This window comes from Jidongwangia harbinensis, assembly GCF_020216025.1.
GTDB lineage: Bacteria > Actinomycetota > Actinomycetes > Mycobacteriales > Micromonosporaceae > Actinoplanes > Actinoplanes harbinensis.
This window is the reverse complement of sequence record NZ_JAIWNC010000026.1, coordinates 46967-70831: the sequence shown is the minus strand read 5'-3', so window position 1 is coordinate 70831 and position 23865 is coordinate 46967. Positions and strand designations below refer to the sequence as shown.

The following is a 23865-nucleotide window of genomic DNA, read 5'->3' as shown; positions in this document are numbered from 1 at the left end:
AACGGCCTAGGATCGGCGGATGAGCCTCTCTGACGACGACCTGCGCGCCGCCGTGGCGCGGGAACTGCCTGGGGTCCGTGCCGACCTGGAACGCCTCGTCCGGATCCCGGGGGTCGCGTTCGACGGCTTCGATCATGCCCAGGTGGAACGCTCCGCCGAGGCCGTCGCGGACCTGCTGCGGGGCTGCGGCCTGGACACCCAGATCGTCCGCCGGGGCGGGCAGCCGGCCGTCATCGGCCGCAAGGCGGCCCCGGCGGGTGCGCCGACCGTCCTGCTGTACGCGCACCACGACGTGCAGCCGGCCGGCGACCCGGCGCTCTGGACCAGCCGGCCGTTCGAGCCGGAGGAGCGGGACGGCCGGCTCTACGGTCGCGGTGCGGCCGACGACAAGGCCGGGGTGATGGCGCACGTGGCGGCGCTGCGGGCGTTCGGTGAGCAACTGCCGGTGGGCGTGGTGGTGTTCGTGGAGGGCGAGGAGGAGTACGGTTCCGTCTCCCTCGACGCCATTCTGGCCGAGTTCCGCGAGGAGTTGCGCTCCGACGTCATCGTGATCGCCGACTCCGGCAACTGGGACGTCGGCGTACCGGCGCTCACCACCTCGCTGCGCGGCCTGGTCAACTGCTTCGTCGAGGTACGGACGCTGCGGAACGCCGTGCACAGCGGCATGTTCGGCGGCCCGGTGCCGGATGCGCTCACCGTGCTGGCCCGGCTCATCACGACGCTGCACGACGAGGACGGCGAGCCGGCCGTGGACGGGCTGGTGGGTCGCGAGGGTGCGTCCGTCGACTACCCGCAGGACCGGTTCCGGCACGAGGCCGGCGTGCTGGACGGCGTCAAGCTGATCGGCAACGGCACCATCACCGACCGGATCTGGACCAAGCCGGCCATCACCGTGCTGGGCATCGACGCGCCGGCCACCCGGGAGGCCGCCAACGCCCTCCAGCCGGTCGCGAAGGCGAAGCTCAGCATCCGGCTGGCGCCGGGCGACGACGCCAAGAGTGCGTACGCCGCGGTCCGCTCGCACCTGGAGAAGTACGTGCCGTGGGGCGCGCACGTCGAGGTCAGCCTGGAGAGCGACGGCGCACCGTGCGTCATCGACGCGACCGGCCCGGCGTACGACGCGGCCCGCTCCGCCTTCCGCACCGCGTGGGACGGCGTCGACCCGGTCGACATGGGCGTCGGCGGCTCCATCCCGTTCATCGCCACGTTCCAGGACCTGTTCCCGGACGCGGCCATCCTGGTCACCGGCGTCGAGGACCCGTACGCCGGCGCGCACGCACCCAACGAAAGTCTGCACCTCGGCGAGTTCGCCCGGGTCTGCCTCGCCGAGGCGTTGCTGCTGCGGAACGTGGCGGCCCTGGACAGATAGCGAGGTCACGATGGCCGAGGTGAACTGCGACGTCCTGGTGGTCGGCGCCGGTCCGACCGGGTTGATGCTGGCCAACTGGCTGACCACGCTCGGCGTCGACGTGGTCGTGGTGGACGGCAAGTCCGGACCCACCCGGGAGTCGCGTGCGCTGGTGCTGCAGGCGCGCAGCATCGAGATCTACGACCAGCTCGGCCTCTCCGACGTGGTTCTGGACCCGGCGCAGCGGGCCGCCGCGGTGGCTCCCGGCTTCGGTGACCGGGTGTTCGGCAAGGTGCCGCTGGGCGCGTTCGGGGACGGGCTCACGCCGTACCCCTGGATCCAGGTTCTCGAACAGAGCCGCAACGAGCAGATTTTGTACGCCAACCTGCAGAAACTCGGCACCGAGGTGCGCTGGGGCGCGGCCGTGGCGGAGCTGCGGCAGACCACGGACGGGGTGGCGGCCACGGTCGGTGGCGACGTGGTGCGGGCGCGGTTCTGCGTGGGTGCGGACGGGGCGAACTCGATCGTCCGGCGTACCCGGCAGATCGATTTCGCGGGTGTCACCAACCCGCACCTCTTCTATGTGATCGACGCGGCCGCGGTCGGCGGCCTGGTCGAGGGCGCGATCAACGTGCGGCCCGGCACCGAGGACTTCCTGCTGGCGTTCCCGATGACCGGCCGGGGCAACTGGCGCCTGATCGGTCTGGCCCGGGACTCCGACGGCGACGGTGAGATCAGCGAGTCGGACGCCCGGAGCCGGATCCGCAGCGGCTTCGCGGTCACCTACGAGCAGGCGCGCTGGTTCGCCACCTACCGGGTGCACCATCGGGTCGCTGCCACCTTCCGCGACGGACCGTTCTTCCTGGTCGGGGACGCCGCGCACGTGCACTCGCCGGTCGGCGGCCAGGGCATGAACACCGGCCTGCAGGACGCGCACAATCTGGCGTTCAAGCTCGCCGACGTGCTGCAGGGCCGGGCCGGCGACGGCTGGCTGGACCGCTACCAGGCGGAACGTCGTCCGGTCGCGCAGACGCTGGTCGCCACCACGGACCGGCTGTTCGGCTTCGTCACGTCGCAGCGCCTGGGCCTGCGGGCGGTACGCCGGCTGGCGGTGCCGCTGTTCGCGCCGGTCGGCGTGCGCGCGCTGCCCCGGTCCGGGGTCGGTCCGCGGCTGTTCCAGTACATCTCCCAGCTGCGCATCCACTACCGGATGGGCCCCGGCAACGGACGGGACCCGGTGGTCGGCCGCCGGCTGCCGTGGACCGGCGGCAACTTCGCGGTGCTGCGGTCGCTGCGCTGGCAGATCCACGGGTACGGCGGGATCGACGCCGCTCAGGTGCCGGATCTCGGTCTTCCGGTCCACCTGTTCGACGAGGCGCCGGGGACGGAACTGCGTCCGGGCCGGCTGTACCTGGTCCGTCCGGACGGTTTCGTCGCGGCCGAGGCGGTGCCCGCCGACGCGGCCGAGGCGTTCCGGTCCGCCCTGCCCGGGTAGCGGTTTCTTCCCACCGGATCGGGTGATCGGCTGCAGGGCGGAGATCATTCCTGATAGGATTCGAACATGAGTTCGAACGATGCGATCACCCGGCTGCGTGCCGCGGTCAGCGCTCTGGGGGACGTCGACGTCTCCGGGTGGGACGACACCGCCCTCAATGAACACCTTGCCGAGCTTTCCACCGCCCTGTGCGAGGTGGACGCCGAGCTGAGTCGCGTGTCCGACGCGATCCGGGCCCGCGGCTTCCGGGTGGTCGAACCCGTCGCCGCCTGACCGGACGAGAGCCATCCGGCCGGCTCTCCCCAGTCGGCCGGCACCCCGGCGTGGCCCGCCGCCCGACCGTTTCGACGGGGGAGCGTGTCGGACGGCGGGCCGCCAAATGTCGTACCCAACTGCCAGGATGACCTGGTGCTCTTCCTCGACGTGGCCGCCACCTCGGCGGCCGTGACCGCCACCTCGGGTCGCAAAGCCAAGATCGAGCTGCTCGCCGACGCGCTCCGGCGGCTCGATCCGGACGAGTTGGCGGCCGGGTCCGCCTATCTGGCCGGCGAGCTGCGCCAGCGGCAGACCGGCGTCGGCTATGCGAGCCTGCGTGACCTGCCCGCACCCGCCGCCGACGCCACGCTCACCGTGGGCGCGGTCGACGCCGCCATCGCCGAGATCGCGGTGGTCGCGGGCACCGGATCGCAGGCTCGGCGGCGTCAGTTGCTCGGCGCGCTCTTCGGTGCGGCCACCGCCGACGAGCAGCGGCTCCTGGTCGCGCTGTTCGGTGGTGAACTGCGCCAGGGCGCGCAGGCGGGGTTGCTCGCCGACGCGATCGCCCGGGCCGCCGAGGTGCCGGTCACCGCGGTGCGCCGCGCGCTGCTGCTCTCCGGCGACCTCAAGCACGTCGCGGTGACCGCGCTGACCCGGGGCGCGGCGGCGCTCGCCGAGATCAGCCTGCGCGTCGGCACACCGCTCACGCCGATGCTGGCGCAGAGCGCCACCGACGTCTCCGCGGCGTTGCTGGCCACCGGCACCCCCGCCACCGTCGACGTGAAACTGGACGGCATCCGCATCCAGGTGCACCGCTCCGACGACGACGTCGCCGTGTTCACCCGCAGCCTGGACGACATCACCACCCGGGTGCCGGAGGTCGTCGCCGCGGTCCGCGCGCTGCCGGTGCGCGACATCGTGCTCGACGGCGAGGCGATGGCGCTCGACGACCGGGGGCGGCCGCGACCGTTCCAGGAGACGTCGAGCCGCGCGATGACCCGCGGCGGCGGCACCGCACCGAGTGCCGGGCCGGCGCTCACGCCGTACTTCTTCGATCTGCTCCACCTCGACGGCACCGACCTGCTGGACGAGCCGGGCCGGGTGCGCTGGGCCGCGCTGGCCGACGCGTTGCCCGCCGCGTTGCTGGTGGGGCGGCGCACCGTCACGTCCGAGGAGGAGGGTGCGGCAGCGTTCGCCGAGGCGCTCGCCGCCGGTCAGGAAGGCGTGATGATCAAGGCGCCCGAGGCGCCGTACGACGTGGGCCGCCGCGGTTCGGCCTGGGTGAAGGTCAAGCCCCGGCACACGCTCGACCTCGTGGTGCTGGCCGTCGAATGGGGGCACGGCCGCCGCCGGGGGTGGCTGTCCAATCTGCACCTGGGCGCCCGCGACCCGCGGACCGGCGGGTTCGTGATGTTGGGCAAGACGTTCAAGGGGCTCACCGACGAGCTGCTGCGATGGCAGACCGAGCGGTTCAAGGAGCTGGCCGTCGACGACAACGGCTGGGTCGTCACGGTGCGCCCGGAGCAGGTGGTGGAGATCGCGTTCGACGGCGTGCAGACCTCGCCGCGCTACCCGGGCGGTGTGGCGCTGCGGTTCGCCCGGGTGCTGCGCTATCGCGACGACAAACCCGCCGCGGAGGCGGACACCATCGACATGGTCAAGGCGATCGGGATGCCGGCGGGCTGACCCGGTCCTACAGGGCGGCCAGCGAGCGTACGTAGTTGACCTGCTGGTGGACGTAGGTGACCTGGCTCTGGTCGGTCACCGCGATGCGGGCTACGTACTGCCGCGTGCCGTTGGTCACCACCACCTGCACCGTGCCGCGCTGGATCGTCTCCTTGGCCAGCAGGAACAACAGGCTGAACACGGTCAGCACGCAGAACCCGACGATGGCCGCGACGATCGCCCAGCGCGGAATCCGCTGCTCACCGTGCCAGTAGTCACTGACCTGCCAGGTCGAGCCGGCGAGCGGGATCTCCCCGGCCGGCGTGTGCACCACCGTGGACGTCACCGCGATCTCGCCGATCTGCACGATCACCGGGCCCGGTGCGGCCGGGGCGAACGGTTCCGACGCCGGCGGCTGCGGCACGCTCCACGGATCGCTCGGGGTCGACATCACGCTGGCACCTTAACCCGGGCCGCCGGCACCCGCCGTGGGCGCGGCGGCCCGGTCCGCCTCGGCGACCCGGTCGACGGCGGCCGGCTTCGGCCCGTCGCCGAGCGCCTCCCGGCGGGCCTGCCAGCCGAACGTCACCAGCGCCATCACCGCGAACAGCCACCACTGCACGGCGTAACCGCCGTTCTGCCACGCATCCTCGTGTTCGACCGGGATCGCCACGAACGTCGGGTCGGCCGGCGGGGTCTGCGAGTCGAGCAGCACGTACCCGCCGTACACCGGGTAGGGCATCTCCTTCGCCAGGTGCGGCACGGAGATCCGCCGGGTGTCGATCCGGCCGTCGCGGCGTTCCAGCGGCGCGGGCCGGCTCTCCGACAGGTGGATCCGGCCCACCACCGTGACCGTCCCGGCCGGCGCCGGCGGCACCGTCGGCGCGGCCACCGCGCCGCCCGGGGCCGGCGGCACCCACCCGCGGTCGACCAGGACCGCGGTGCCGTCGGCCAGCACCAGCGGGGTGACGATCTCGAAGCCGACGGCCCGGTCCACGGTGCGTCCCCGGGCCTGGATCTCGTGCGCCGGGTCGTAGCGGCCGGTGACGGTGACCTTGGTCCATGCCAGGTCCTTGCCGGGGCCGGGCCCGGCGGTGCCCGCACCCGCCGGCCGGGCCAGCACCGTAGTCAGCGGCACGGAGGAACCCGCCTCGGCGGCGTCGATGCGGTCGTTGATCGCGCTGCGTTCCCGGTAGCGGTCCAACTGCCAGTTGCCCAGAAACACCATGACCACCGCGGCGGCCACGGCCAGCGCCGCGGCGGCCAGCCAGCGCGGCGTCAGCAGGAACCGGTACACACCACGAGGCTACCGGGCGCCCGCGACGCGCCCGCGCCGACCGGTGTCGCCGGTACACCAGCGTCGCGCCCGGGCCGGCCCCGGCCGGCGGGACCAGCTCGGGCTCGGTGCCTGGCGTGACGGCCGGGTGCCCTCGGTCGCCGGTCGGCGCGCGGGTACGACCGTCCGCTGGGACGACGGACTCTGTGGGCGGGTCGGCCGGAGCACCGCCGGGTAGGGTGCGACATCCGGCCGTCACCATCAGCGGTGCGCCGGAAGGGGGATTGCATCGATGACCGCCCAACCACGCCTGGTGGTGAGCGCGCCCTCGTCGGGGCACGGCAAGACCGCGATCGCGGTCGGACTGCTCGCGGCGTACGCGGCCCGTGGCGTCCCGGCCGCCGGATTCAAGGTAGGCCCGGACCACACCGACGCCGCGTACCTCGGCCTGGCGGCGGGCCGGCCCGGCCGCAACCTGGACCCGCGCCTGGTCGGCGCGCAGCGCATCGCGCCGCTGTTCGCGCACGGCGCCTCCGGATCGCAGATCGCGGTCATCGAGGGCGCGATGGGCCTGTTCGACAGCCTGACCGGACAACCCGAGATCGACGGTACGGCGGCGGTCGCCGCGGCCCTGCACGCGCCGGTCGCCCTGGTGGTGGACGTGGCCGCGATGGGGCATTCGGTGGCCGCGCTGGTGCACGGGTTCCGGATGTTCGACGAGATGGTGCACCTCGGCGGCGTGATCCTGAACCGGGTGGCGTCGCCCCGGCACGAGCATCTGCTGCGCAGCGCGCTGGACGACATCGGCATGCCGGTGCTGGGTGCCCTGCGCCGCGGTGACCTGCCGAGCGTGTTGCCGCCCCGGGGGCACGGCCCGGTGCCGGTGGCGCACCTGGCCGTGGACGCCAACCGCGCGGTACGCCGCCTCGGCGAGGCGGTCGCGGACGCGATCGACCTGGACCGGATGCTGGCGCTGGCGAAGGCGGCACCGGCGCTGCCCGGCCCGGTGTGGTCGCCGGGCGAGGCGGTCGGCGCGCCGGCCGAGGGAGAGCGGCCGGTGATCGCGATCGCCGGCGGGCCGGGTGCCACCTACACGTACGTGGAGGTGGCCGAGTTGCTGACCGCCGCCGGTGCGGACGTGACGGTCTTCGATCCGCTGCGGGACGAGACGCTGCCGCCGGGGGTACGCGGTCTGATGATCGGTGCCGGCCTGCCGGAGGGGTACGCCGAGGAGCTGTCCGCGAACCGCCGGCTCTGCAACGCGGTGGCCCGGCTGGCGCACGACGGCCGGCCGGTGATCGCGGAGGGTGTGGGCCTGCCGTGGCTGGCCCGGGACTTCGACGGCCGCCCGATGTGCGCGGTGCTGGACGCGTCCGCGGTGACGGGTGATCAGACCGTGGCCGGGTACCGCGAGGCGACCGCGCCGGTGACCTCGCCGCTGGCTCCGGCCGGGGCCCGGATCACCGGGTACAAGCAGCACCGGGCCGTGGTGTCGCCGCGCGCCGGGCAGGTGCCGGCGTGGACGTGGGCGGGTGGCAACCCGGAGGGGTTCGTGCAGAACCAGGTGCACGCGTCGCAGCTGGGCCTGCACTGGGCCGGTGCGCCGGAGATCGCCCGCCGGCTGGTCGCCGCCGCGTCGGCCGGGCCGCACCGCCCGGACGGGCCGCATCGCTCCGACGGGCCGCATCGTCCGGACGGTCCGCATCGTCCGGACGGTCCGCATCGTCCGGACGGTCCGCATCGTCCGGACGGGCCGCATCGCTCGGACGGGCCGGGCGGTCACCCGGTGACCGGGTTCGCCGGTGTGCCGCTTCCCGGCGGGCCGCTGGCGGCCGTCGGCGCGGGTCCGGGTCCGGGACCGGCCCGGGAGGGTGACGGCGACGGCGATACGGCGGATGTCGTATCCCACCCGTAACGTTGGGGTAACGACGCTGACCGAAGGAGGCTCGCCGTGGCCGACCGTGTGCCGCTGGACTTCGACCCGCCGGTTCGTCAGCTGAGAGCGCTGCTCCTGGGCGTCTCCGCCGAGGATCTGTCCGCGGCCACGCCCTGCCCGGACTGGACCGTCGGCGCGCTCCTCGATCACATCATCGGGTTGTCCTGGGCGTTCGCGCAGGCCGCCCGGAAGGGCACCGACGCGCCGGGCGGCTCCACCCCGCCGCCGGAGCCGTCCGCGGCCAACCTGCCGCCGCACTGGCGCAGCCGCCTGCCGGCGATGCTGGAGGACCTGGTCACGGCGTGGAAGGACCCGGTGTCCTGGACCGGCACGGCGCGGGCCGGTGGGGTGACGATGCCGGCGGCCGAGATGGGCATGGTGGCGGTCAACGAGATCGTCATGCACGGCTGGGATCTGGCGCAGGCCACCGGTCAGGAGTTCGCGGTGGATCCGCGCATCCTGGAGACCCTGATCGAGTTCCTGTCCCGGGGCCCGGCGGAGGGCACGCCCGGGATGTTCGGGCCGGTGGTGCCGTTGACCGGCGAGGCCGCGCTGCTGGATCAGGCGCTGGCGCTGGCCGGACGGGACCCGTCCTGGCGGCGCAGCCGCCGCCAGGCCGTGCCGCGCCCACGGACGAGCACCGACCGCACCCGCCCGGCCCGCACGTAACGGCGCGCCGACCGCAACCCGCCTGGCCCAGGCTTGACGGCGCGCCCGACCGCAACCGCCCGGCCCTCGCCTGACGGCGCGCCGACCGCAACCGCCCGGCCGGCACCTAACGGCGCGCCGACCGCAACCGCCCGGCCGGCACCTAACGGCGGTTCGAGCGGCGCCGGTCGTCCGAGCGGGACTGGTCGTCGTCCGAGCGGGACCGGTCGTCGTCCGAGCGGGACCGGTCGTCGTCCGAGCGGGATCGGCCGCCGTCCGAGCCGGACCGGTCGTCCGAGCGGGACGAGCTGCCCACCAGGTATGCGGGCGGGCGGGTGAACTTCATCTTCTTCTTGCCCTTGAGCGCGTCCTTCAGCGTCTCCGCGACCGTGAACTTGGAGATGGTGCCGCGGCCGGGCCCGGCGACATTGTCCGGGTTGTCCGGGTCGGCGACGAAGGCGGCCGCCGCGAGCTGCGGGGTGTAGCCGATGAACCAGGCGGTCTTGCTGGCGTCGGTGGTGCCGCTCTTGCCGGCCACCGGGCGCTTCATCGTGGCGTACACCATCGGCGAGGTTCCCGAGCCGCCGCAGCCGCCCTCGGCGGCGCCGTAACCGGTGACGCAGCGCGCCGCGTCGGTCGCGGCCCGCGCCACGTGCGGCGACACCGCCTGGTGGCAGCGCGGCGCGGCGACGTTGACGCCCTTGTGCGTGGCCGGGGTGCCGTCCGACCTGACCACGGCGCGGACCGGCAGGGGCTGGCAGTACTTGCCCTCGGCGGCCAGGGTGGCGGCCACGTTCGCCATTTCGACCGGCGTGGCGTCGCTGACTCCGAGCGTGAACGAGCCCCATTTGCGGGCCTGGTCCGGTGCGGCCATCGTCCGGTCGATCTCGGTACGCCACCGCAGGCCGAGCCGTTCCGCCATGCGCACCGCCTTCTCCGCGCCGATCTTCTGCTCCAGCCACACGAAGTACGTGTTCACCGACTTGCCGAACCCGGTCCACATGGTGTGCCGGCCGGTCATCGACTTGCTGGAGTTCTTGGGGCACCAGTTGTCGCCGCACGCGGACGGGCCGGGCGAGGTGATGTACTTGGTGCGCAGCCGTGCCGGGGCGTTGAACGAGGTGGACAGCGTCCGGCCCTCCTCGAGCGCGGCCAGCAGGGTGAAGGTCTTGAACGTGGAGCCGGCCTGGTAGCCCGCCATGTCGCCGCCGCCGAGCAGCGGGTTCACGGTGTTCGGGTAGTTGCCCTTCAGCCCGTCCTTCCGCTTGGCCCGGTCGGTGTGCTTGCCGTTGTTGTCCTGGTTGAGCGAGTAGCGCCGGTTCACCGCCATGGCCTTGATCCGGCCGGTGCCCGGCTCGATCACCACCTCGCCGTGGGCGAACTTGCTGCGCCTGCGCTCCTTCTCCAGCACGTGCTTCAGGGCCGACGCCTGGATCTTGGGGTCGATGGTGGTGATGATCCGGTATCCGCCGCGGCGCAGGTTCGTCTCCCGCTCCTGTGCGGTGGCGCCGAACGCGGGCTGCTCCAGCCACCAGTTCCGGAAGTAGCCGCAGAAGAAGCCCCAGTCGTTGTGCGCGGAGGGCATCGAGACGCAGTCGTTGGCCGGCGTGGTCAGGCGCAGCCTGATCTTCGACTGGCGCGCCGCGGTGGCCTCGGCGGCGGTGATGGCCCCGATCTTGCGCATCTGGTCGATGACGTAGTTGCGCCGGGCGGTGGCGGCGGACCGGTTGCCCTCCGCCGGGTCGAACGCGGTGGGCGCCTTGACCAGGCCGGCCAACAGCGCCGCCTCGGTCAGGTCGAGCTTGGCCGGCGACTTGGAGAAGAAGACCTGGGAGGCGGCGAAGATGCCGTACGCGCGGTGGCCGAAGTACGCCGAGTTCAGGTAGCGCTCCAGGATCTCCTGCTTGGAGATGCGCTTCTCCAGTTCGATGGCGAGGCGCATCTCGCGCATCTTGCGCGCCGGGGTCTGCTTGGTGGCGTCGATGGCCTCCTGCGGGGTCTGCGCGCCGTCCCGCAGCGCCATCCGCACGTACTGCATGGTCAGCGTGGAGGCGCCCTGGGACACCGCGCCGGCCTGCTGGTTGGCCACGAACGCCCGGGCCACGCCCTTGGCGTCGACGCCGTTGTGCTCGAAGAACCGCTGGTCCTCGGACGCCACGATGGCCTTGAGCAGGTACGGCGACATGGCGGCGAGCGGGGTCGGCTTGCGATGTTCCTCGTAGAACATGGTGAGCAGGGTGCGGCCGTCGTTGGCGTACACGTAGCTGGTCTGCGCGGACGGGGCCACGGTCAGCTCGACGGGCATGTTCTGCAACGCGTCCGAGCCCGCCTTGATCCCGAAACCGGCCACGGCGGCGAGCGGGTACGCCAGACCGGCGACCACGACCCCGGCGATCAGTCCGGCGCGAAGGAGGGGGGCGATCCGGGCCAGGGCGGCAAAGGGGAGGCTCTTCACCCTTCGAAGGTATGACAAAACCCCTCATGTTCGGACGGAACAGCCGAAGTAAGGCCAGCAAATCGGTCCGGCATGCTGAGTGGATGACGATCGACCACGACCTCGGACACCACGGCGACGCCGAGGTCGGGCCCGGTCTGATCGACCTGGCGGTCAACGTGCGGTCGGCACCGCTCCCGGACTGGCTGGCCGGGCCGGTGGCGGCGTCCCTCGGGCACCTCGCCGCGTACCCGGACGCCCGGCAGGCGACCGCGGCGGTCGCCGCCCGGCACCGGCGCGACCCGGCCGACGTGCTGCTCACCGCGGGCGCCGCACAGGCGTTCGTGCTGCTCGCCCAGGCGCTGCGCGGCGCGCGCCGGCCGGTCGTGCTGCATCCGCAGTTCACCGAGCCGGAGGCCGCGCTGCGCCACGCCGGCCACCGGGTGGAGCGCGTGCTGCTGCCGGCCGCCGACGGATTCCGGCTGGACCGGTCGCTGGTGCCCGACGACGCCGATCTGGTGTTCGTGGGCAACCCGACCAACCCCACGTCGGTCCTGCACCCGGCCGCGGACCTGGCCGCGCTCACCCGGCCCGGGCGGATCCTGGTGGTGGACGAGGCGTTCGCGGACACCACCTACCGGCCGGGGGTGGCGGGCGAGCCCGAGTCGCTGGCCGCCCGCGCCGACCTGCCCGGGCTGGTGGTGCTGCGCAGCCTCACCAAGACCTGGGGACTGGCCGGTCTGCGGATCGGCTACCTGCTCGCCCCGGCCGACCTGGTCGCCCGGCTGGCCACCGCGCAGCCGCTGTGGGCGGTCTCCACGCCGGCGCTCGCCGCGGCCACGGCCTGCGCGTCGCCGACCGCGGTCGCGGCGGAACGCGAGATCGCCGCCCGGCTCGCGGCCGACCGCCGCCACCTGGTCGACGGCCTGGCCGGCGTGCCGGGCGTCACTGTCGCCGGGGAGCCGGCCAGCGCGTTCGTCGCCGTCCACCTGGCCGGCGCCGACCGCATCCGGGTTGACCTGCGCCGACGCGGCTGGGCGGTGCGGCGCGGGGACACCTTTCCGGGGCTGGGCCCCGACTGGCTGCGGATCGCGGTACGCGACACTGCCACTACGGAGAAGTTCCTGACCGTCCTGACCCACGTGATCAAGGAGCACCAGTGAGCCTGGAGACCACGCTCGCGGCCATCCGGCCGGCGGACCCGGCGGCCATGGCGGCAGCCCGCGACCTGCAGGCCCGGCTGACCAAGCCGGCGGGATCGCTGGGCGCGCTCGAAGAGTTGTCGGTACGCCTGGCCGGCCTCGCCGGCACCTGTCCTCCGCCGCTGCCCGAACCGGCCACGGTCGCCGTGTTCGCCGGTGACCACGGCGTGCACGCGCAGGGCGTCTCGCCGTGGCCGCAGGAGGTCACCGCGCAGATGGTGGCGAACTTCGTGGCCGGGGGAGCGGTGGTCAACGCGTTCGCCCGGCAGGCCGGCGCGTCCGTGATGGTGATCGACGTCGGGGTGGCGATCCCGCTGCACGGCGGTGACAACCTGCTGGACGCGAACGTCCGCCGCGGCACCCGCGACTTCACCGAGGCGCCGGCGATGACACCGGAGGAGGCGCGGACCGCGCTCGAGACCGGCATCTCGGTGGCCGGCGCTCTGGTCGACGGCGGCGCCGCCTGCCTGCTCACCGGCGACATGGGCATCGCCAACACGACGCCGGCGGCCGCGCTGATCGCGGCGTTCACCGGCGCCGACCCGGCCGAGGTGACCGGCCGCGGCACCGGGATCGACGACCCGACGTACGCCCGCAAGATCGAAGTGGTGACCCGCGCCCTGGCCCGGCACCGGCCCGACCCGGCCGAGCCGCTCGCCGCGCTGGCCGCGGTCGGCGGCCTGGAGCACGCGGCGCTGGCAGGTTTCATGCTGGGGGCCGCCGCGCGCCGGGTGCCGGTCGTCCTGGACGGGGTGATCGCCGCCTCCGCGGCCCTGGTGGCGGCCGCGTTCGCGCCGGACTCGGTGGACGCGATGGTGGCCGGGCACCGCTCGGTCGAGCCCGGTGCCGGCGTCGCGCTGGCCCGGCTCGGGCTGACCCCGATGCTCGACCTCGGCATGCGGCTCGGCGAGGGGAGCGGCGCGGTGCTGGCACTGCCGGTGGTCGCCGGCGCGGTCCGGGTGCTGCACGAGGTGGCCACGTTCGATGCGGCGGGGGTCTCGGAGAAGTGAACCTCTATCCGCTCGCGTTGCGTCTCGAGGGCCGGCGGGTGCTGATGGTCGGCGGCGGGGCGGTGGCCACCCGGCGGGTGCCCGCGCTGCTGGCCGCCGGTGCGGTGGTCGACGTGGTGTCGCCGGAACTGACGCCGGCGCTGCGGGCGCACGCCGACGCCGGCCGGGTCACCTGGATCGCGCGCCGGTTCCAGCCGTCCGACGTCGACGGTGCCTGGGTGGTCCAGGTCGCGGTGGACGATCCGGCGGCCGCGGCGGAGGTCAGTACGGCGGCGGAGGAGCGGCGGGTGTTCTGCGTACGCGCGGACGACCGGGACGCCGCCACCGCCTGGACCCCGGCCGTCACCCGGCACGGCCCGGTCACCGTGGCGGTCACCGACGACGGCGACCGGCGCCGGGCCCTGGCGGTCCGTGACCTGGTCGCCAACGCGCTGGAGTCGGCGCCGCCGGACCGGGCCGCGCACACCGGGGTGGCGCTGGTCGGCGCCGGGCCGGGCGACCCGGAACTCATCACCGTGAAGGGCCGCCGCCTGCTCGCCGCCGCCGACGTGGTGGTGGCCGACCGGCTGGTGCCCGGCCTGCTGCTCGGCGAACTCCGGCCGGACGTGGAGTTCGTGGACGCGGCGAAGATCCCGTACGGCCCGTCCGCGGCGCAGGAGGAGATCAACCGGATTCTGGTGGACCGGGCCCGGGCCGGGAAGTTCGTGGTCCGGCTCAAGGGCGGCGATCCGTACGTGTTCGGCCGCGGCGGCGAGGAGGCGATCGCCTGTGCCGAGGCCGGCGTGCCGGTGCTCGTCGTACCCGGCGTGACCAGCTCGATCGCGGCGCCCGCGCTGGCCGGCATCCCGGTCACCCATCGCGGCGTGGCGCACGAGTTCACCGTGGTCTCCGGTCACGTGTCCCCGGACCACCCGGCCTCGCTGGTGGAGTGGGGCGCGCTGGCCCGGATGCGCGGCACGCTGGTGGTGCTGATGGGCCTGAAGAACCTGCCGGAGATCGCCAAGCGGCTGATCGCCGAGGGCAAGGACCCGCGGACCCCGGCCGCGCTGGTGCAGGAGGGTTCCACCACCGCGCAGCGCCTGTTGCGCAGCACGCTCGGCGACGCGGCCACGGACGCCGCGGCGGCCGGCATCCGGCCGCCCGCGGTCGTGGTGATCGGCGATGTGGTGACCACACTGGAGTGAGACTGTGACGGTTGGGTAACTGACAGATATGTACGGGCGACCTCAGATGATGCTGGCGGGCGTCGTTCTCGACTCCCCGGACGCCAAAGAGCTGGCGGCCTTCTACCACCGCCTGCTGGGCTGGACCGTGGTCCAGGACCAGCCGGACTGGGTCAAACTGGGTGCACCGGACGGCGGGCCGGCCCTGTCGTTCCAGACCGAGTCCCGGTACGTCCGGCCGGTGTGGCCGGCCGGTCCCGGCGATCCCCAGATGAGCGTCCACCTCGACATCCAGGTGGACGACCTGGAGGCGGCGGGCCGGCACGCCGAGAAGGCCGGCGCCGTGCTGGCCGAGTACCAGCCGCAGGACGACGTCCGCGTCTACCTCGACCCGGCCGGCCACCCGTTCTGCCTGTTCGTCTGACGGCCGGTGCGCCCGTCGGCGTCCGGACGCCGGGTGAGCACGATCCGCCGGCTGCTGTCGGCCGGACGCGACCACGCGCGTTCGACGTCGGGCAGGGCGACGGGGTCGGGCTCCACGGCGAACGTGCCGCGGGCTATCTCGGCGGCCACGGCGGGAATCTCGGCGGCCATCTCGGCGCCGGTCAGCGATCCCTGGCCACTGCCGACGAGCTGCAGTCTGGACGATCGCAGCGCGCCGGCCGGGAGTGCCGCCCGCGCACCGGCCATCTCGCCGAGGTTCACCCAGGTCAGCGGCCGGAGCGGAGCGGTGCGCCCGGCGACCAGGGCGGCCATCGCCGTGGTGGCCGGTTCACCCCACAGGAAGTCGAGCACCACGTCCACCTCGGGGCCGAGCCGGCCGATGGTCTCGGGTGCGCCGATCACGGCGGTCGCGGTGGCGCCGGGGACCGCGGCGAGGCGCTCGGGGTCGCGTCCGGCGGCGATCACCTGGCCGGCCCCGAGCAGCCGGCACACCTGCACGGCCATCCGCCCGGTGCCGCCGGTGGCGCCGAGGACCAGGACGTTCTGTCCCGGGGAGAAGGTGATCCGCCGCTTGAGCGCCAGCCAGGAGGCGATCACACAGTTCAGCGTCGCGGCCACCGACACCGGATCCGAGCCCTCGGGCAGGACGAAGCTGCGCCGGGTGTCGATCACCGCGCGTTCGGCCATCGAGCCGTACCGGCCGGCGAGCGACAGGAAGTACCAGAGCCGGCCGTCGCTGCCGCGTCCCACGCCGTCGATGCCGGGCACCAGCGGCAGCGTCTCGGGTGAGCTGGTGTAGTGCGACCCGTCGGCCTGCATCCGGACCCGGGGGTGCAGGCCGGCGGCGAGCACCTCGACCAGGATCTCGTCGGAGTTCGCCGGCCGCGGCTCGGCGAACTCCCGGTACTGCGGTGCGGTGCCGTACGCGGTGACCACGGCTGCTTTCATCGTCACGCCACCTGGTCCAGAAGCGCGGCGAGGCGGGCGGCGGTGACCGGGCGGCCGGGGGCGGCGAACAGGCCGTCCGGGTCCAGGTGGGCGAGCTGCGCGGGAGTGCCCGGCGCGAACCGGCGGCTCTCCGCGAGAGGGCCCACGTCGTACGCGTCGTAGCCGAGCGAGGCGATCAGCTCGGCGACCACCTTCTTGGCTGCGGCGTCGTCGCCGGCGATGGGTACGGCGCTGCGGTCGGGTGCTCCGGCCGGGCGTACGAGATCCGCCAGGTGCCGGAAGAACACGGTGCTGAACGCCTTGACCACCGACGAGTCCCGCAGGTGGGCCTGAAGCAGCAGGTGGGGCGGGGTGTCCCCGGCGTCGATCTCGGGGACGCGACCCTGACGGGCCGGGTCGTAGTTGAGCGTGTCGATGACCACCTTGCCGCGCAGTGGCCCGGCCGGCACCTGCCGGTAGGCCCGGATCGGGACGGTGACCACCACGATGTCGCCCGCGGCCGCCGCCTCCGCCGGGGTCGCCGCGCGAGCCCGGGAGCCCAGCCGTGCGACAACCTCCCGCAGGGTCTCCGGCCCGCGGCTGTTGCTCAGCACGACGTCGTGTCCGGCACCGACCGCCAGGTGCGCGAACGCGCTGCCGATCCTTCCGCTGCCGATGAAGCCGATCGTTGTCATGATCCGAATCTAGGCGGACGATGGCGTACGTCCTATGCGCGAGAGACCGAGTTTTGTTCGTGATCGTCCGGAGGGATGATGGATCCGCTGAGCGAAGTGCTCGCCCTGCTGAAGCCGCGCAGCTACCTGACGGCCGGGTTCGACGCGGGGAGCCCGTGGGCGCTCGAGCTGGACGACCTGGCCGGCCGGATCAAGTGCTACGCGGTGGTCAGCGGCTCCTGCTGGCTCACCCTCGACGGCGGCACGCCGGTCCTGGTCCGCGAGGGCGCCTGCTTCGTGCTGCCCACCGGCCGCACCGCGGTCATCGGCAGCGACCCGGGCCGGGAACCGGCGCGGGCGTCCGACGTGCTCGACCCCGACCGCAGCGGGCAGGTGGTCACCTACCACGGCGGCGGCGACGTCTATCTGGTCGGCAGCCGCTTCGAGGTCAACAGCCCGCACGCCGAGGTGCTCCTGCGGACCCTGCCGCCGCTCATGCTGGTCGAGACGTCCGGCGACCGGGCCAGGCTGCGCTGGTCCATCGAACTCATGATGGAGGAGTTCCGGGCGGCGCGGCCCGGGTCGGCCCTGATGGCCCAGCACCTGGCCCACATGATGCTGGTCCAGGCCCTGCGCCTGTACCTGTCGGCACGCTCGCACGACGACGTCGGCTGGTTCGCCGCCCTGGCGGATCCGCAGCTCAGCGTGGCCCTCGCCGCGGTGCACGCCGATCCGGCCCGGTCGTGGACGGTGCAGGACCTCGCCGCGCTCGCCGGGATGTCCCGCACCACCTTCGCCGAACGCTTCCGGGCCCGCGCCGGCGAGACGCCGATCGCCTATCTCACCCGCTGGCGGATGATGCTCGCCGGCGAGAGGCTCCGTTCCGGCGACGACACCATCGCCCGGATCGCGACCTCGCTGGGCTACGCGTCCGAGCCCGCCTTCAACACCGCCTTCAAGCGCGTCGTGGGCGTGCCGCCCCGGCGCTACGCGCGCTCCGCGGCGCCCTAGGCGGTGAGCCGGGTCAGGTTGCGGCGGGCGCGTTCCTGCTCGTACGGGTCCTCGACGGCGACCGCGATCTCCAGGGCGGTACGCGCGTGCCGCCGGGCGGTCTCGAGGTCCGAGGTGTGCGACAGCAGCTCGCCCAGCCGGTTGTGGGCGATCATCTGGCACCGGCGGTGGCCCGCGTCGGTGGAGATGGTCACCGCGTCCCGGGCGTCGCGTAACCCCTCGGCGATCCGGCCCTGCGCCAGCCGCAGCAGACCCCGTTCGGCCAGCGCCGGGGTGATGAGTTCCGGGTCGCCCATGCTGCGGGCCAGCACCAGCGCCTCGCTCAGGTGGGCGTCCGCCTCCGGGTAGGCACCGGCCGCCCGCCGCGCCTCGCCGAGCAGGCGCAGCGTTTCGGTCCGCTGCTTCTCGCCGTGGGTACCCGGCCGGGCCACGTCCAGCGCCTGCCGGAGGTGCCGCTCGGCCTGCTCCGACAGTCCGAGCCGCAGCTGCACGGCGGCCAGGGCGTTCAGCGCCTCGGCCCGTTCCCAGACCAGATCCGGCCACGAGTTGTACTTGGCCAGCGCCTCGGCCGCGTGCAGCAGCGACTCCTCGACCAGCCCCAGGTTGAGGCAGAGCCACGCCTGCAGCCGCAGCGCGTCACCGAGCACGGTGGGCGAACTCTGCTGCCGGCGGATGGCCAGGGACTCGTCCCCGCACCGTTTCGCGTCCCGGCTGCGGCCCACCGCGGTGTAGACCTCGGCCAGGTTGCTGTACATCCGGGCCACCGACAGCTCCTTCCCGAGGTCCTGGAAGAGTTGCAGTGCCCGTTCCCCGTACTCGATCGTCTCGTCGTACCGGCCCAGCGACATCAGCGCGCCGGCCGCGTGGTTCAGCGCCGAGGCCTCGGCCTCCACGTCACCCTCGGCCCGGGCGGCGTGCAGCGCGGCGTCCGAGATGGCCAGGCAGTCGTTGCTGTAACCGCCGTTGTAGAACGGCGTCCAGAGCCCGTACGTCATCCGGTCGGTGTATTCCGGGTAACCCAGGCGGGCGGCCTGCACGACGCTGGCGACCAGATTGGCCCGCTCGGACTCCGCCCAGCTCTCCCGTTCCATCGCGCTGGCGAACACCATCGGCGTCTGCGGTGCCGGCGCCGGTCCCGCCAGGCCGCGCGGGAACAGCAGGTCGCGCAGCTCGTACAGGGTGTGCCGGTAGAACGCCTGCAGCCGTTCCAGCGCCGCCCGCCGTTCCGCCTCGGACAGCTCGTGCCGGGCCACCTCGGCCGCGTACGCCCGGAGCAGGTCGTGCATGCCGTACCGCTGGGCCGGGCGGGGAACGACCAGGTTGAGCCGGACCAGTTCGGTGAGCGCCGTGGCCGCGTCGTCCAGCGGCAGGCCGGCCAGGTTCGCCGCGGCGTACCGGTCGAGGTCCGGGCCGGGCAGCAGCCCGAGCACCCGGAACAGCCCCCGGGTCCGCTCCGGCAACGCCTGGTACGACCAGGAGAACACCGCGCGTACGTCGGTGGTGTCGTCGCCGATGCTCAGCGCGTCCAGCACCCCGGCGGGCCGGCGCAGCCGGTCGGCGAGCGTGGCCAGGGACGTCTCCGGCTCCACCGCGCACCGAGCCGCGACCACCGCGAGCGCCAGCGGGAGCCGGTCGCACCGGGCGGTGATCTCCGCGACCGCGGCCGGCTCCAGGTTCACCCGGTCCGCCCCCAACCGGCGGGTCAGCAGGGTCTGCGCCTCGCGGTCGCTGAGCACCTCCAGCGGGCAGGGCACCGCACCGTCCGCCGCGATCAGCGCGGTCAGCCGGTCCCGGCTGGTCAGCACCGCGTACGACGGACCGGCACCGGGCAGCAGGTCGCGGACCTGGGCGGCGTCGCGGGCGTTGTCGAGCACGATCAGGACCCGCCGCCGGGCGAGCGTGCTGCGATACAGCGTGGCGCGGGCGGCCGTGGTGGCCGGGATCTGCGAACGCGGCACCCCGAGCGCGGCGAGGAAGTCGGCGAGCACGTCGTCCGGCCGGGACATGGCGCCACCCGGCCCGAAGCCGCGCAGGTTGACGTAGAGCTGGCCGTCCGGGAAGCGGTCCGCGGCCTGGTGCGCCCAGTGCACGGCGAGCGTGGTCTTGCCCACGCCGCCGGCGCCGCTGATCACCGGCACCGCGCCCGGGTTCGTCTCGAGCAGCGTCCACAGCCGCCGCAGAGCGCTGTCCCGGCCGACGAAGCCGGCCGTGTCCCGGGGCAGCTGGGCCGGAACCGGGGCCGGCTCGGTCGGCTCGGGCTCGGCGGCGTCGGGCCCGGGCGCGGCGGGCTCGGCGGACTCGGGTTCGGTGGGGTGCAGGGCCAGCGCGGTGAACTCCTCCCGCGCCGTCCCGGTCAGCCGGAACGCGTCCGCCAGCAGCCGCACCGTGCTGGGGCGGGGCCGGGCGACCCGCCCCGCCTCCAGGTTACGGATGCTGCGTGGTGCGATGCCGGTCGCCGAGGCCAGATCCTCCTGGCTGAGGCCGCACCGCAGACGGTGTGCGCGGACGGCTTCGGCGAACGGCATCGGTCACTCGCTCTCGTGCACGCCGAGTTCCTTCAGGAACGTGCGGGCCCACTCGGCGACGTCGTGCGTGCGCAGGTGCCGCTGCATCACCCGCATCCGGCGTTTCAGCTCGGTCGGTTCCGCGGCCACGGCCCGCAGCAGCGCCTCCTTGACGCCGTCCGGGTCGTGCGGATTGCAGAGGAACGCCTGCCGGAGCTCGGTGGCGGCCCCGGCGAACTCGCTGAGCACCAGCGCGCCGCCCCGGTCGGCCCGGCACGCGACGTACTCCTTGGCGACCAGGTTCATGCCGTCGCGCAACGGGGTGACCATCATGACGTCGGCCGCGCTGTAGAGCGCCGCGAGTTCCGCCTTCGGCATCGACTGGTGCAGGTAGTGCACCGCCGGCACGCCGACCCGGCCGAACTCACCGTTGATCCGGCCGACCTCGCGCTCCACCCGTACCCGCAGGGTCTGATAATGCTCGACCCGCTCCCGGCTGGGCGTGGCCACCTGCACCATGACCGCGTCGCCGACCTTCAGCTTGCCGTCCGCGAGCAGCTCGCGGAACGCCTTGAGGCGCAGCTCGATGCCCTTGGTGTAGTCCAGCCGGTCGACGCCCAGGATGACCGTCTCCGGGTCGCCCAGCTCGGCCCGGATCTCCTTGGCCCGGGCCTGCACCTTCGGGTCGGCGGCCATCCGTTCCATGTCCCGGGTGTCGATGCTGATCGGGAACGCGCCGGCCTTGACCTTGCGGCCGTCGACCTGGATCGACTGGCCCTCGTACCGCAGCCCGAGCAGGTGGCGGGCCAGCCGGACGAAGTTCTGCGCGGCCAGCCGCTGCTGGAAGCCGACCAGGTCGGCGCCGAGCAGCCCGCGCAGGATCTCGGCGCGGAACGGCATCTGCATGAACAGCTCGATCGGCGGGAACGGGATGTGCAGGAAGAACCCGATCCGCAGGTCGGGCCGCAGTTCCCGGAGCATCGACGGGACCAGCTGGAGCTGGTAGTCCTGGACCCAGACGGTGGCGCCCTGGTCGGCCACCTCCGCGGCGGCCTGCGCGAAACGCTGGTTCACCAACCGGTACGCCTCGCGCCAGCGCCGCTTGTACACCGGCGTCTCGACCGCATCGTGGTACAGCGGCCAGATCGTGGCGTTCGACTGGCCCTCGTAGTACCGCTCCAGCTCCTCGGCGCTGAGCGGGACCGGATGGATCCGGATGCCCTCCAGCTCGAACGGGTCCGGTGCCTCACCGGTGCCACCGGACCAGCCGATCCACGTGCCCTGATGTTCGACCAGCACCGGATGCAGCGCGGTCACCAGACCGCCGGGGCTGGGGCGCCACTGTTTGTCGCCGTCGGGCGTGACGTACTCATCGACGGGCAGACGGTTGGCGACAACGACGAAGGAACTTCGTTCGGCCACGCTGAGTACTCCTCCGGGTCGTTTCTGTTCCCAACGCCGAGCCTACTGTGCGTAGCCAGGCAAGGCTTGCCGAGGCTGGACGATCGGGTGACATCCTGGGCCTGTGGACCTGTCCGACGATCTTCCCCCGGTGCGCCGCCCCCTGTTCTTCCCTGTGGTCATCGCCACCGTCTTCCTGAGCGTCATCGGCATGTCCGCCGGCCTGGTCCTCGGCGCCCGCGACAAGCGCGCCGCCCGCGAGGCGCAGCAGCAGCAGCAGCAACAGCAGCAGCAGCAACCGGAGGGGCCGGTGGCGCAGCCGACCGAGGGCTACGACGCGCGGCCGGAGTGCCGCGAGGAGACCCAGCGGATGGGTGCCGACGCCGGTGCCACCGGGACCCTGCGGATCGCGTTGCTGCTGCGTACCGCGTCGACCGCGGTATGGATCTGCGAGGATGCGAGCGGGCGGCTCTACTATCACGCGAACCGCGGCGGCGAGCAGGCCCCGTGGCTGGAGCGGGAGACCGCCCTGTTCCTGCCCGACGTGCAGCGCGACGGCGACGACGCGTACGAGGTCCGGGCGGCCGACGGGACCAGATTCTCGATCACCCCGAAACGGCTGTTCATCGTTCATTCCGACGGCCGCCAGGAGGTCCAGTCCGCGATCGGATAGGGAATCCGCCCGGGGTGGCCGGGGTTGACCCAAGTGCGCCTGGGAGTATTGGCGTATTCGCACCGCAGTCCACGAGCACGGAGGTAGGGCACACCGTGGCCCAGTTCATCTACACGCTGGAAAAGGCGCGCAAGGCGCACGGCGACAAGGTCGTGCTCGACAACGTGACGCTGAACTTCCTGCCCGGCGTCAAGATCGGCGTGGTGGGCCCGAACGGCGCCGGTAAGTCGAGCCTGCTGCGGATCATGGCCGGACAGGACCAGGTCAGCAACGGCGAGGCCCGCCTCATGCCCGGCTTCACCGTCGGCATGCTGGCCCAGGAGCCCCCGCTGAACGACGCGAAGACCGTCCTCGGCAACATCGAGGAGGCGGTCGCCGAGACCAAGGCGAAGCTGGAGCGGTTCAACAAGATCGCCGAGCAGATGGCGACCGACTACACCGACGAGCTGATGGAGGAGATGGGCAAGCTCCAGGAGGAGCTGGACCACTCCAACGCCTGGGACGTCGACTCGCAGCTCGAGCTGGCCATGGACGCGCTGCGCTGCCCGCCGCCGGACGCCGAGGTCACCCAGCTCTCCGGTGGTGAGCGCCGCCGGGTGGCGCTGTGCAAGCTGCTGCTCGAGGCGCCCGACCTGCTGCTGCTGGACGAGCCGACCAACCACCTGGACGCGGAGAGCGTGTCCTGGCTGGAGCAGCACCTCGCCAAGTACGCCGGCACGGTCATCGCGATCACCCACGACCGGTACTTCCTGGACAACGTGGCCACCTGGATCCTCGAGCTGGACCGCGGCCGGGCGTACCCGTACGAGGGCAACTACTCGACGTACCTGGACAAGAAGGCCGCCCGCCTGCAGATGCAGGGCCGTAAGGACCAGAAGCTGCAGAAGCGCCTCACCGAGGAACTGGAGTGGGTCCGGTCCAACGCGAAGGCGCGGCAGACCAAGTCCAAGGCCCGCCTGGACCGCTACGAGGAGATGGCCACCGAGGCGGAGAAGACCCGCAAGCTGGACTTCGAGGAGATCCAGATTCCGCCGGGCCCGCGCCTGGGCAACACCGTGATCGAGGCCAAGGACCTGGTCAAGGGCTTCGACGACCGGGTGCTCATCGACCACCTGTCGTTCTCGCTGCCGCGCAACGGCATCGTCGGCATCATCGGCCCGAACGGCGTCGGCAAGACCACGCTGTTCAAGACCATCGTCGGGCTGGAGCAGCCGGACGCCGGCCAGGTGCGGATCGGCGAGACCGTCAAGCTGTCGTACGTCGACCAGAACCGGTCCGGCCTGGACGGCTCGAAGACGGTGTGGGAGGTCGTCTCCGACGGGCTCGACCACCTCATGGTCGGCAAGGTCGAGATGCCGTCCCGGGCGTACGTCGCGGCATTCGGCTTCAAGGGCCCGGACCAGCAGAAGCCGGTCAAGGTGCTGTCCGGTGGCGAGCGCAACCGGCTCAACCTCGCGATGACGCTGAAGATCGGCGGCAACGTGATCCTGCTCGACGAGCCGACCAACGACCTTGACGTGGAGACGCTCTCCAGCCTGGAGAACGCGCTGCTCGAGTTCCCCGGGTGCGCCGTGGTCATCTCCCACGACCGGATGTTCCTGGACCGGGTGGCCACCCACATGCTGGCCTGGGAGGGCACCGAGGAGGACCCGGACAAGTGGTTCTGGTTCGAGGGCAACTTCGACGCGTACGAGAAGAACAAGATCGACCGCCTCGGCGCCGAGGCGGCCCGCCCGCACCGGGTCACGTACCGCAAGCTCACCCGCGACTGAGCCACATTGCCGACCTTCACCTATGAC

20 protein-coding genes are annotated in these 23865 nt (G+C 73.1%); 13 read left to right on the top strand and 7 right to left on the bottom strand.

Translation table 11 applies throughout. From position 1 onward, the window contains the following. The first annotated feature begins 19 nt into the window (after positions 1-19). From LDL48_RS28545 to LDL48_RS28530, 4 genes are all read left to right on the top strand, one after another. Positions 20-1369 (top strand): dipeptidase, encoded by a 1350-nt coding sequence (locus tag LDL48_RS28545; protein ID WP_225258323.1) that lies wholly within the window; start codon positions 20-22, stop codon positions 1367-1369. A gap of 10 nt (positions 1370-1379) precedes the next feature. Continuing rightward, positions 1380-2843 carry an FAD-dependent monooxygenase gene (locus tag LDL48_RS28540; RefSeq protein ID WP_225258322.1) on the top strand — a complete coding sequence of 488 codons (1464 nt, stop codon included), beginning with the start codon at positions 1380-1382 and terminating at the stop codon, positions 2841-2843. Between the two features lie 66 nt (positions 2844-2909). After that, positions 2910-3116 (top strand): hypothetical protein, encoded by a 207-nt coding sequence (locus LDL48_RS28535; protein ID WP_225258321.1) that lies wholly within the window; start codon positions 2910-2912, stop codon positions 3114-3116. Between the two features lie 135 nt (positions 3117-3251). Next, on the top strand, positions 3252-4784 hold the full coding sequence (locus LDL48_RS28530; protein WP_225258320.1) for an ATP-dependent DNA ligase: 1533 nt from the start codon (positions 3252-3254) through the stop codon (positions 4782-4784). A gap of 7 nt (positions 4785-4791) precedes the next feature. Here LDL48_RS28530 and LDL48_RS28525 read toward each other — a convergent pair whose 3' ends face one another. Continuing rightward, positions 4792-5214: a hypothetical protein gene (locus LDL48_RS28525; protein ID WP_225258406.1), complete on the bottom strand. Its 423-nt coding sequence runs from the start codon at positions 5212-5214 to the stop codon at positions 4792-4794. Between the two features lie 12 nt (positions 5215-5226). Then, positions 5227-6060: an SURF1 family cytochrome oxidase biogenesis protein gene (locus tag LDL48_RS28520; RefSeq protein ID WP_225258319.1), complete on the bottom strand. Its 834-nt coding sequence runs from the start codon at positions 6058-6060 to the stop codon at positions 5227-5229. Between the two features lie 271 nt (positions 6061-6331). Here LDL48_RS28520 and LDL48_RS28515 point away from each other — a divergent pair, with 271 nt between their 5' ends. Beyond that, entirely contained in the window at positions 6332-7954 is a 1623-nt protein-coding gene (locus tag LDL48_RS28515; protein WP_225258318.1) for a cobyrinic acid a,c-diamide synthase CobB, read from the top strand. Between the two features lie 36 nt (positions 7955-7990). Then, complete coding sequence (locus tag LDL48_RS28510) at positions 7991-8644, top strand: TIGR03086 family metal-binding protein (RefSeq protein ID WP_225258317.1); 654 nt, start codon at positions 7991-7993, stop codon at positions 8642-8644. A 142-nt stretch (positions 8645-8786) separates the two neighbouring features. On the opposite strand, the gene LDL48_RS28505 is transcribed toward LDL48_RS28510, so the two are convergent. Next, positions 8787-11078 (bottom strand): transglycosylase domain-containing protein, encoded by a 2292-nt coding sequence (locus LDL48_RS28505; protein ID WP_225258316.1) that lies wholly within the window; start codon positions 11076-11078, stop codon positions 8787-8789. Between the two features lie 83 nt (positions 11079-11161). On the opposite strand from LDL48_RS28505, the gene cobC reads away from it, so the two are divergent. The 4 genes from cobC to LDL48_RS28485 are packed head-to-tail and all read left to right on the top strand — an operon-like array spanning position 11162 to position 14856. Beyond that, complete coding sequence (gene cobC / locus LDL48_RS28500) at positions 11162-12220, top strand: Rv2231c family histidinol phosphate aminotransferase CobC (protein WP_225258315.1); 1059 nt, start codon at positions 11162-11164, stop codon at positions 12218-12220. Then, positions 12217-13269, top strand: coding sequence for a nicotinate-nucleotide--dimethylbenzimidazole phosphoribosyltransferase (cobT, locus tag LDL48_RS28495; protein WP_225258314.1), 1053 nt, complete (start codon positions 12217-12219; stop codon positions 13267-13269). The genes cobC and cobT overlap by 4 nt, the downstream gene beginning before the upstream one ends. A gap of 44 nt (positions 13270-13313) precedes the next feature. Next, positions 13314-14453, top strand: a complete 1140-nt coding sequence (cobA, locus tag LDL48_RS28490) for a uroporphyrinogen-III C-methyltransferase (protein WP_255629279.1) — start codon at positions 13314-13316, stop codon at positions 14451-14453. 28 nt (positions 14454-14481) lie between these two features. Next, positions 14482-14856: a VOC family protein gene (locus LDL48_RS28485; protein WP_225258312.1), complete on the top strand. Its 375-nt coding sequence runs from the start codon at positions 14482-14484 to the stop codon at positions 14854-14856. Here the strand turns inward: LDL48_RS28485 and LDL48_RS28480 are convergent. Then, complete coding sequence (locus LDL48_RS28480; protein ID WP_225258311.1) at positions 14814-15824, bottom strand: zinc-binding alcohol dehydrogenase family protein; 1011 nt, start codon at positions 15822-15824, stop codon at positions 14814-14816. The genes LDL48_RS28485 and LDL48_RS28480 overlap by 43 nt on opposite strands. 2 nt (positions 15825-15826) lie before the next feature. Continuing rightward, entirely contained in the window at positions 15827-16498 is a 672-nt protein-coding gene (locus LDL48_RS28475) for an NADPH-dependent F420 reductase (protein WP_225258310.1), read from the bottom strand. A gap of 78 nt (positions 16499-16576) precedes the next feature. On the opposite strand from LDL48_RS28475, the gene LDL48_RS28470 reads away from it, so the two are divergent. Next, positions 16577-17488 carry an AraC family transcriptional regulator gene (locus LDL48_RS28470; RefSeq protein ID WP_443667681.1) on the top strand — a complete coding sequence of 304 codons (912 nt, stop codon included), beginning with the start codon at positions 16577-16579 and terminating at the stop codon, positions 17486-17488. Here LDL48_RS28470 and LDL48_RS28465 read toward each other — a convergent pair. Both LDL48_RS28465 and LDL48_RS28460 read right to left on the bottom strand, forming a co-directional pair. Next, complete coding sequence (locus tag LDL48_RS28465; RefSeq protein WP_225258308.1) at positions 17485-20013, bottom strand: ATP-binding protein; 2529 nt, start codon at positions 20011-20013, stop codon at positions 17485-17487. The two genes, LDL48_RS28470 and LDL48_RS28465, sit on opposite strands and share 4 nt — an antisense overlap. A 3-nt stretch (positions 20014-20016) precedes the next feature. Next, the gene (locus LDL48_RS28460) at positions 20017-21414 is read right to left on the bottom strand and encodes an alpha,alpha-trehalose-phosphate synthase (UDP-forming) (protein WP_225258307.1); all 1398 of its coding nucleotides are present in this window, start codon (positions 21412-21414) and stop codon (positions 20017-20019) included. Between the two features lie 103 nt (positions 21415-21517). Here LDL48_RS28460 and LDL48_RS28455 point away from each other — a divergent pair, with 103 nt between their 5' ends. Both LDL48_RS28455 and ettA read left to right on the top strand, forming a co-directional pair. After that, complete coding sequence (locus LDL48_RS28455) at positions 21518-22066, top strand: hypothetical protein (protein ID WP_225258306.1); 549 nt, start codon at positions 21518-21520, stop codon at positions 22064-22066. A gap of 95 nt (positions 22067-22161) precedes the next feature. Continuing rightward, positions 22162-23838 carry an energy-dependent translational throttle protein EttA gene (gene ettA, locus LDL48_RS28450; RefSeq protein WP_225258305.1) on the top strand — a complete coding sequence of 559 codons (1677 nt, stop codon included), beginning with the start codon at positions 22162-22164 and terminating at the stop codon, positions 23836-23838. Positions 23839-23865: the final 27 nt, after the last annotated feature.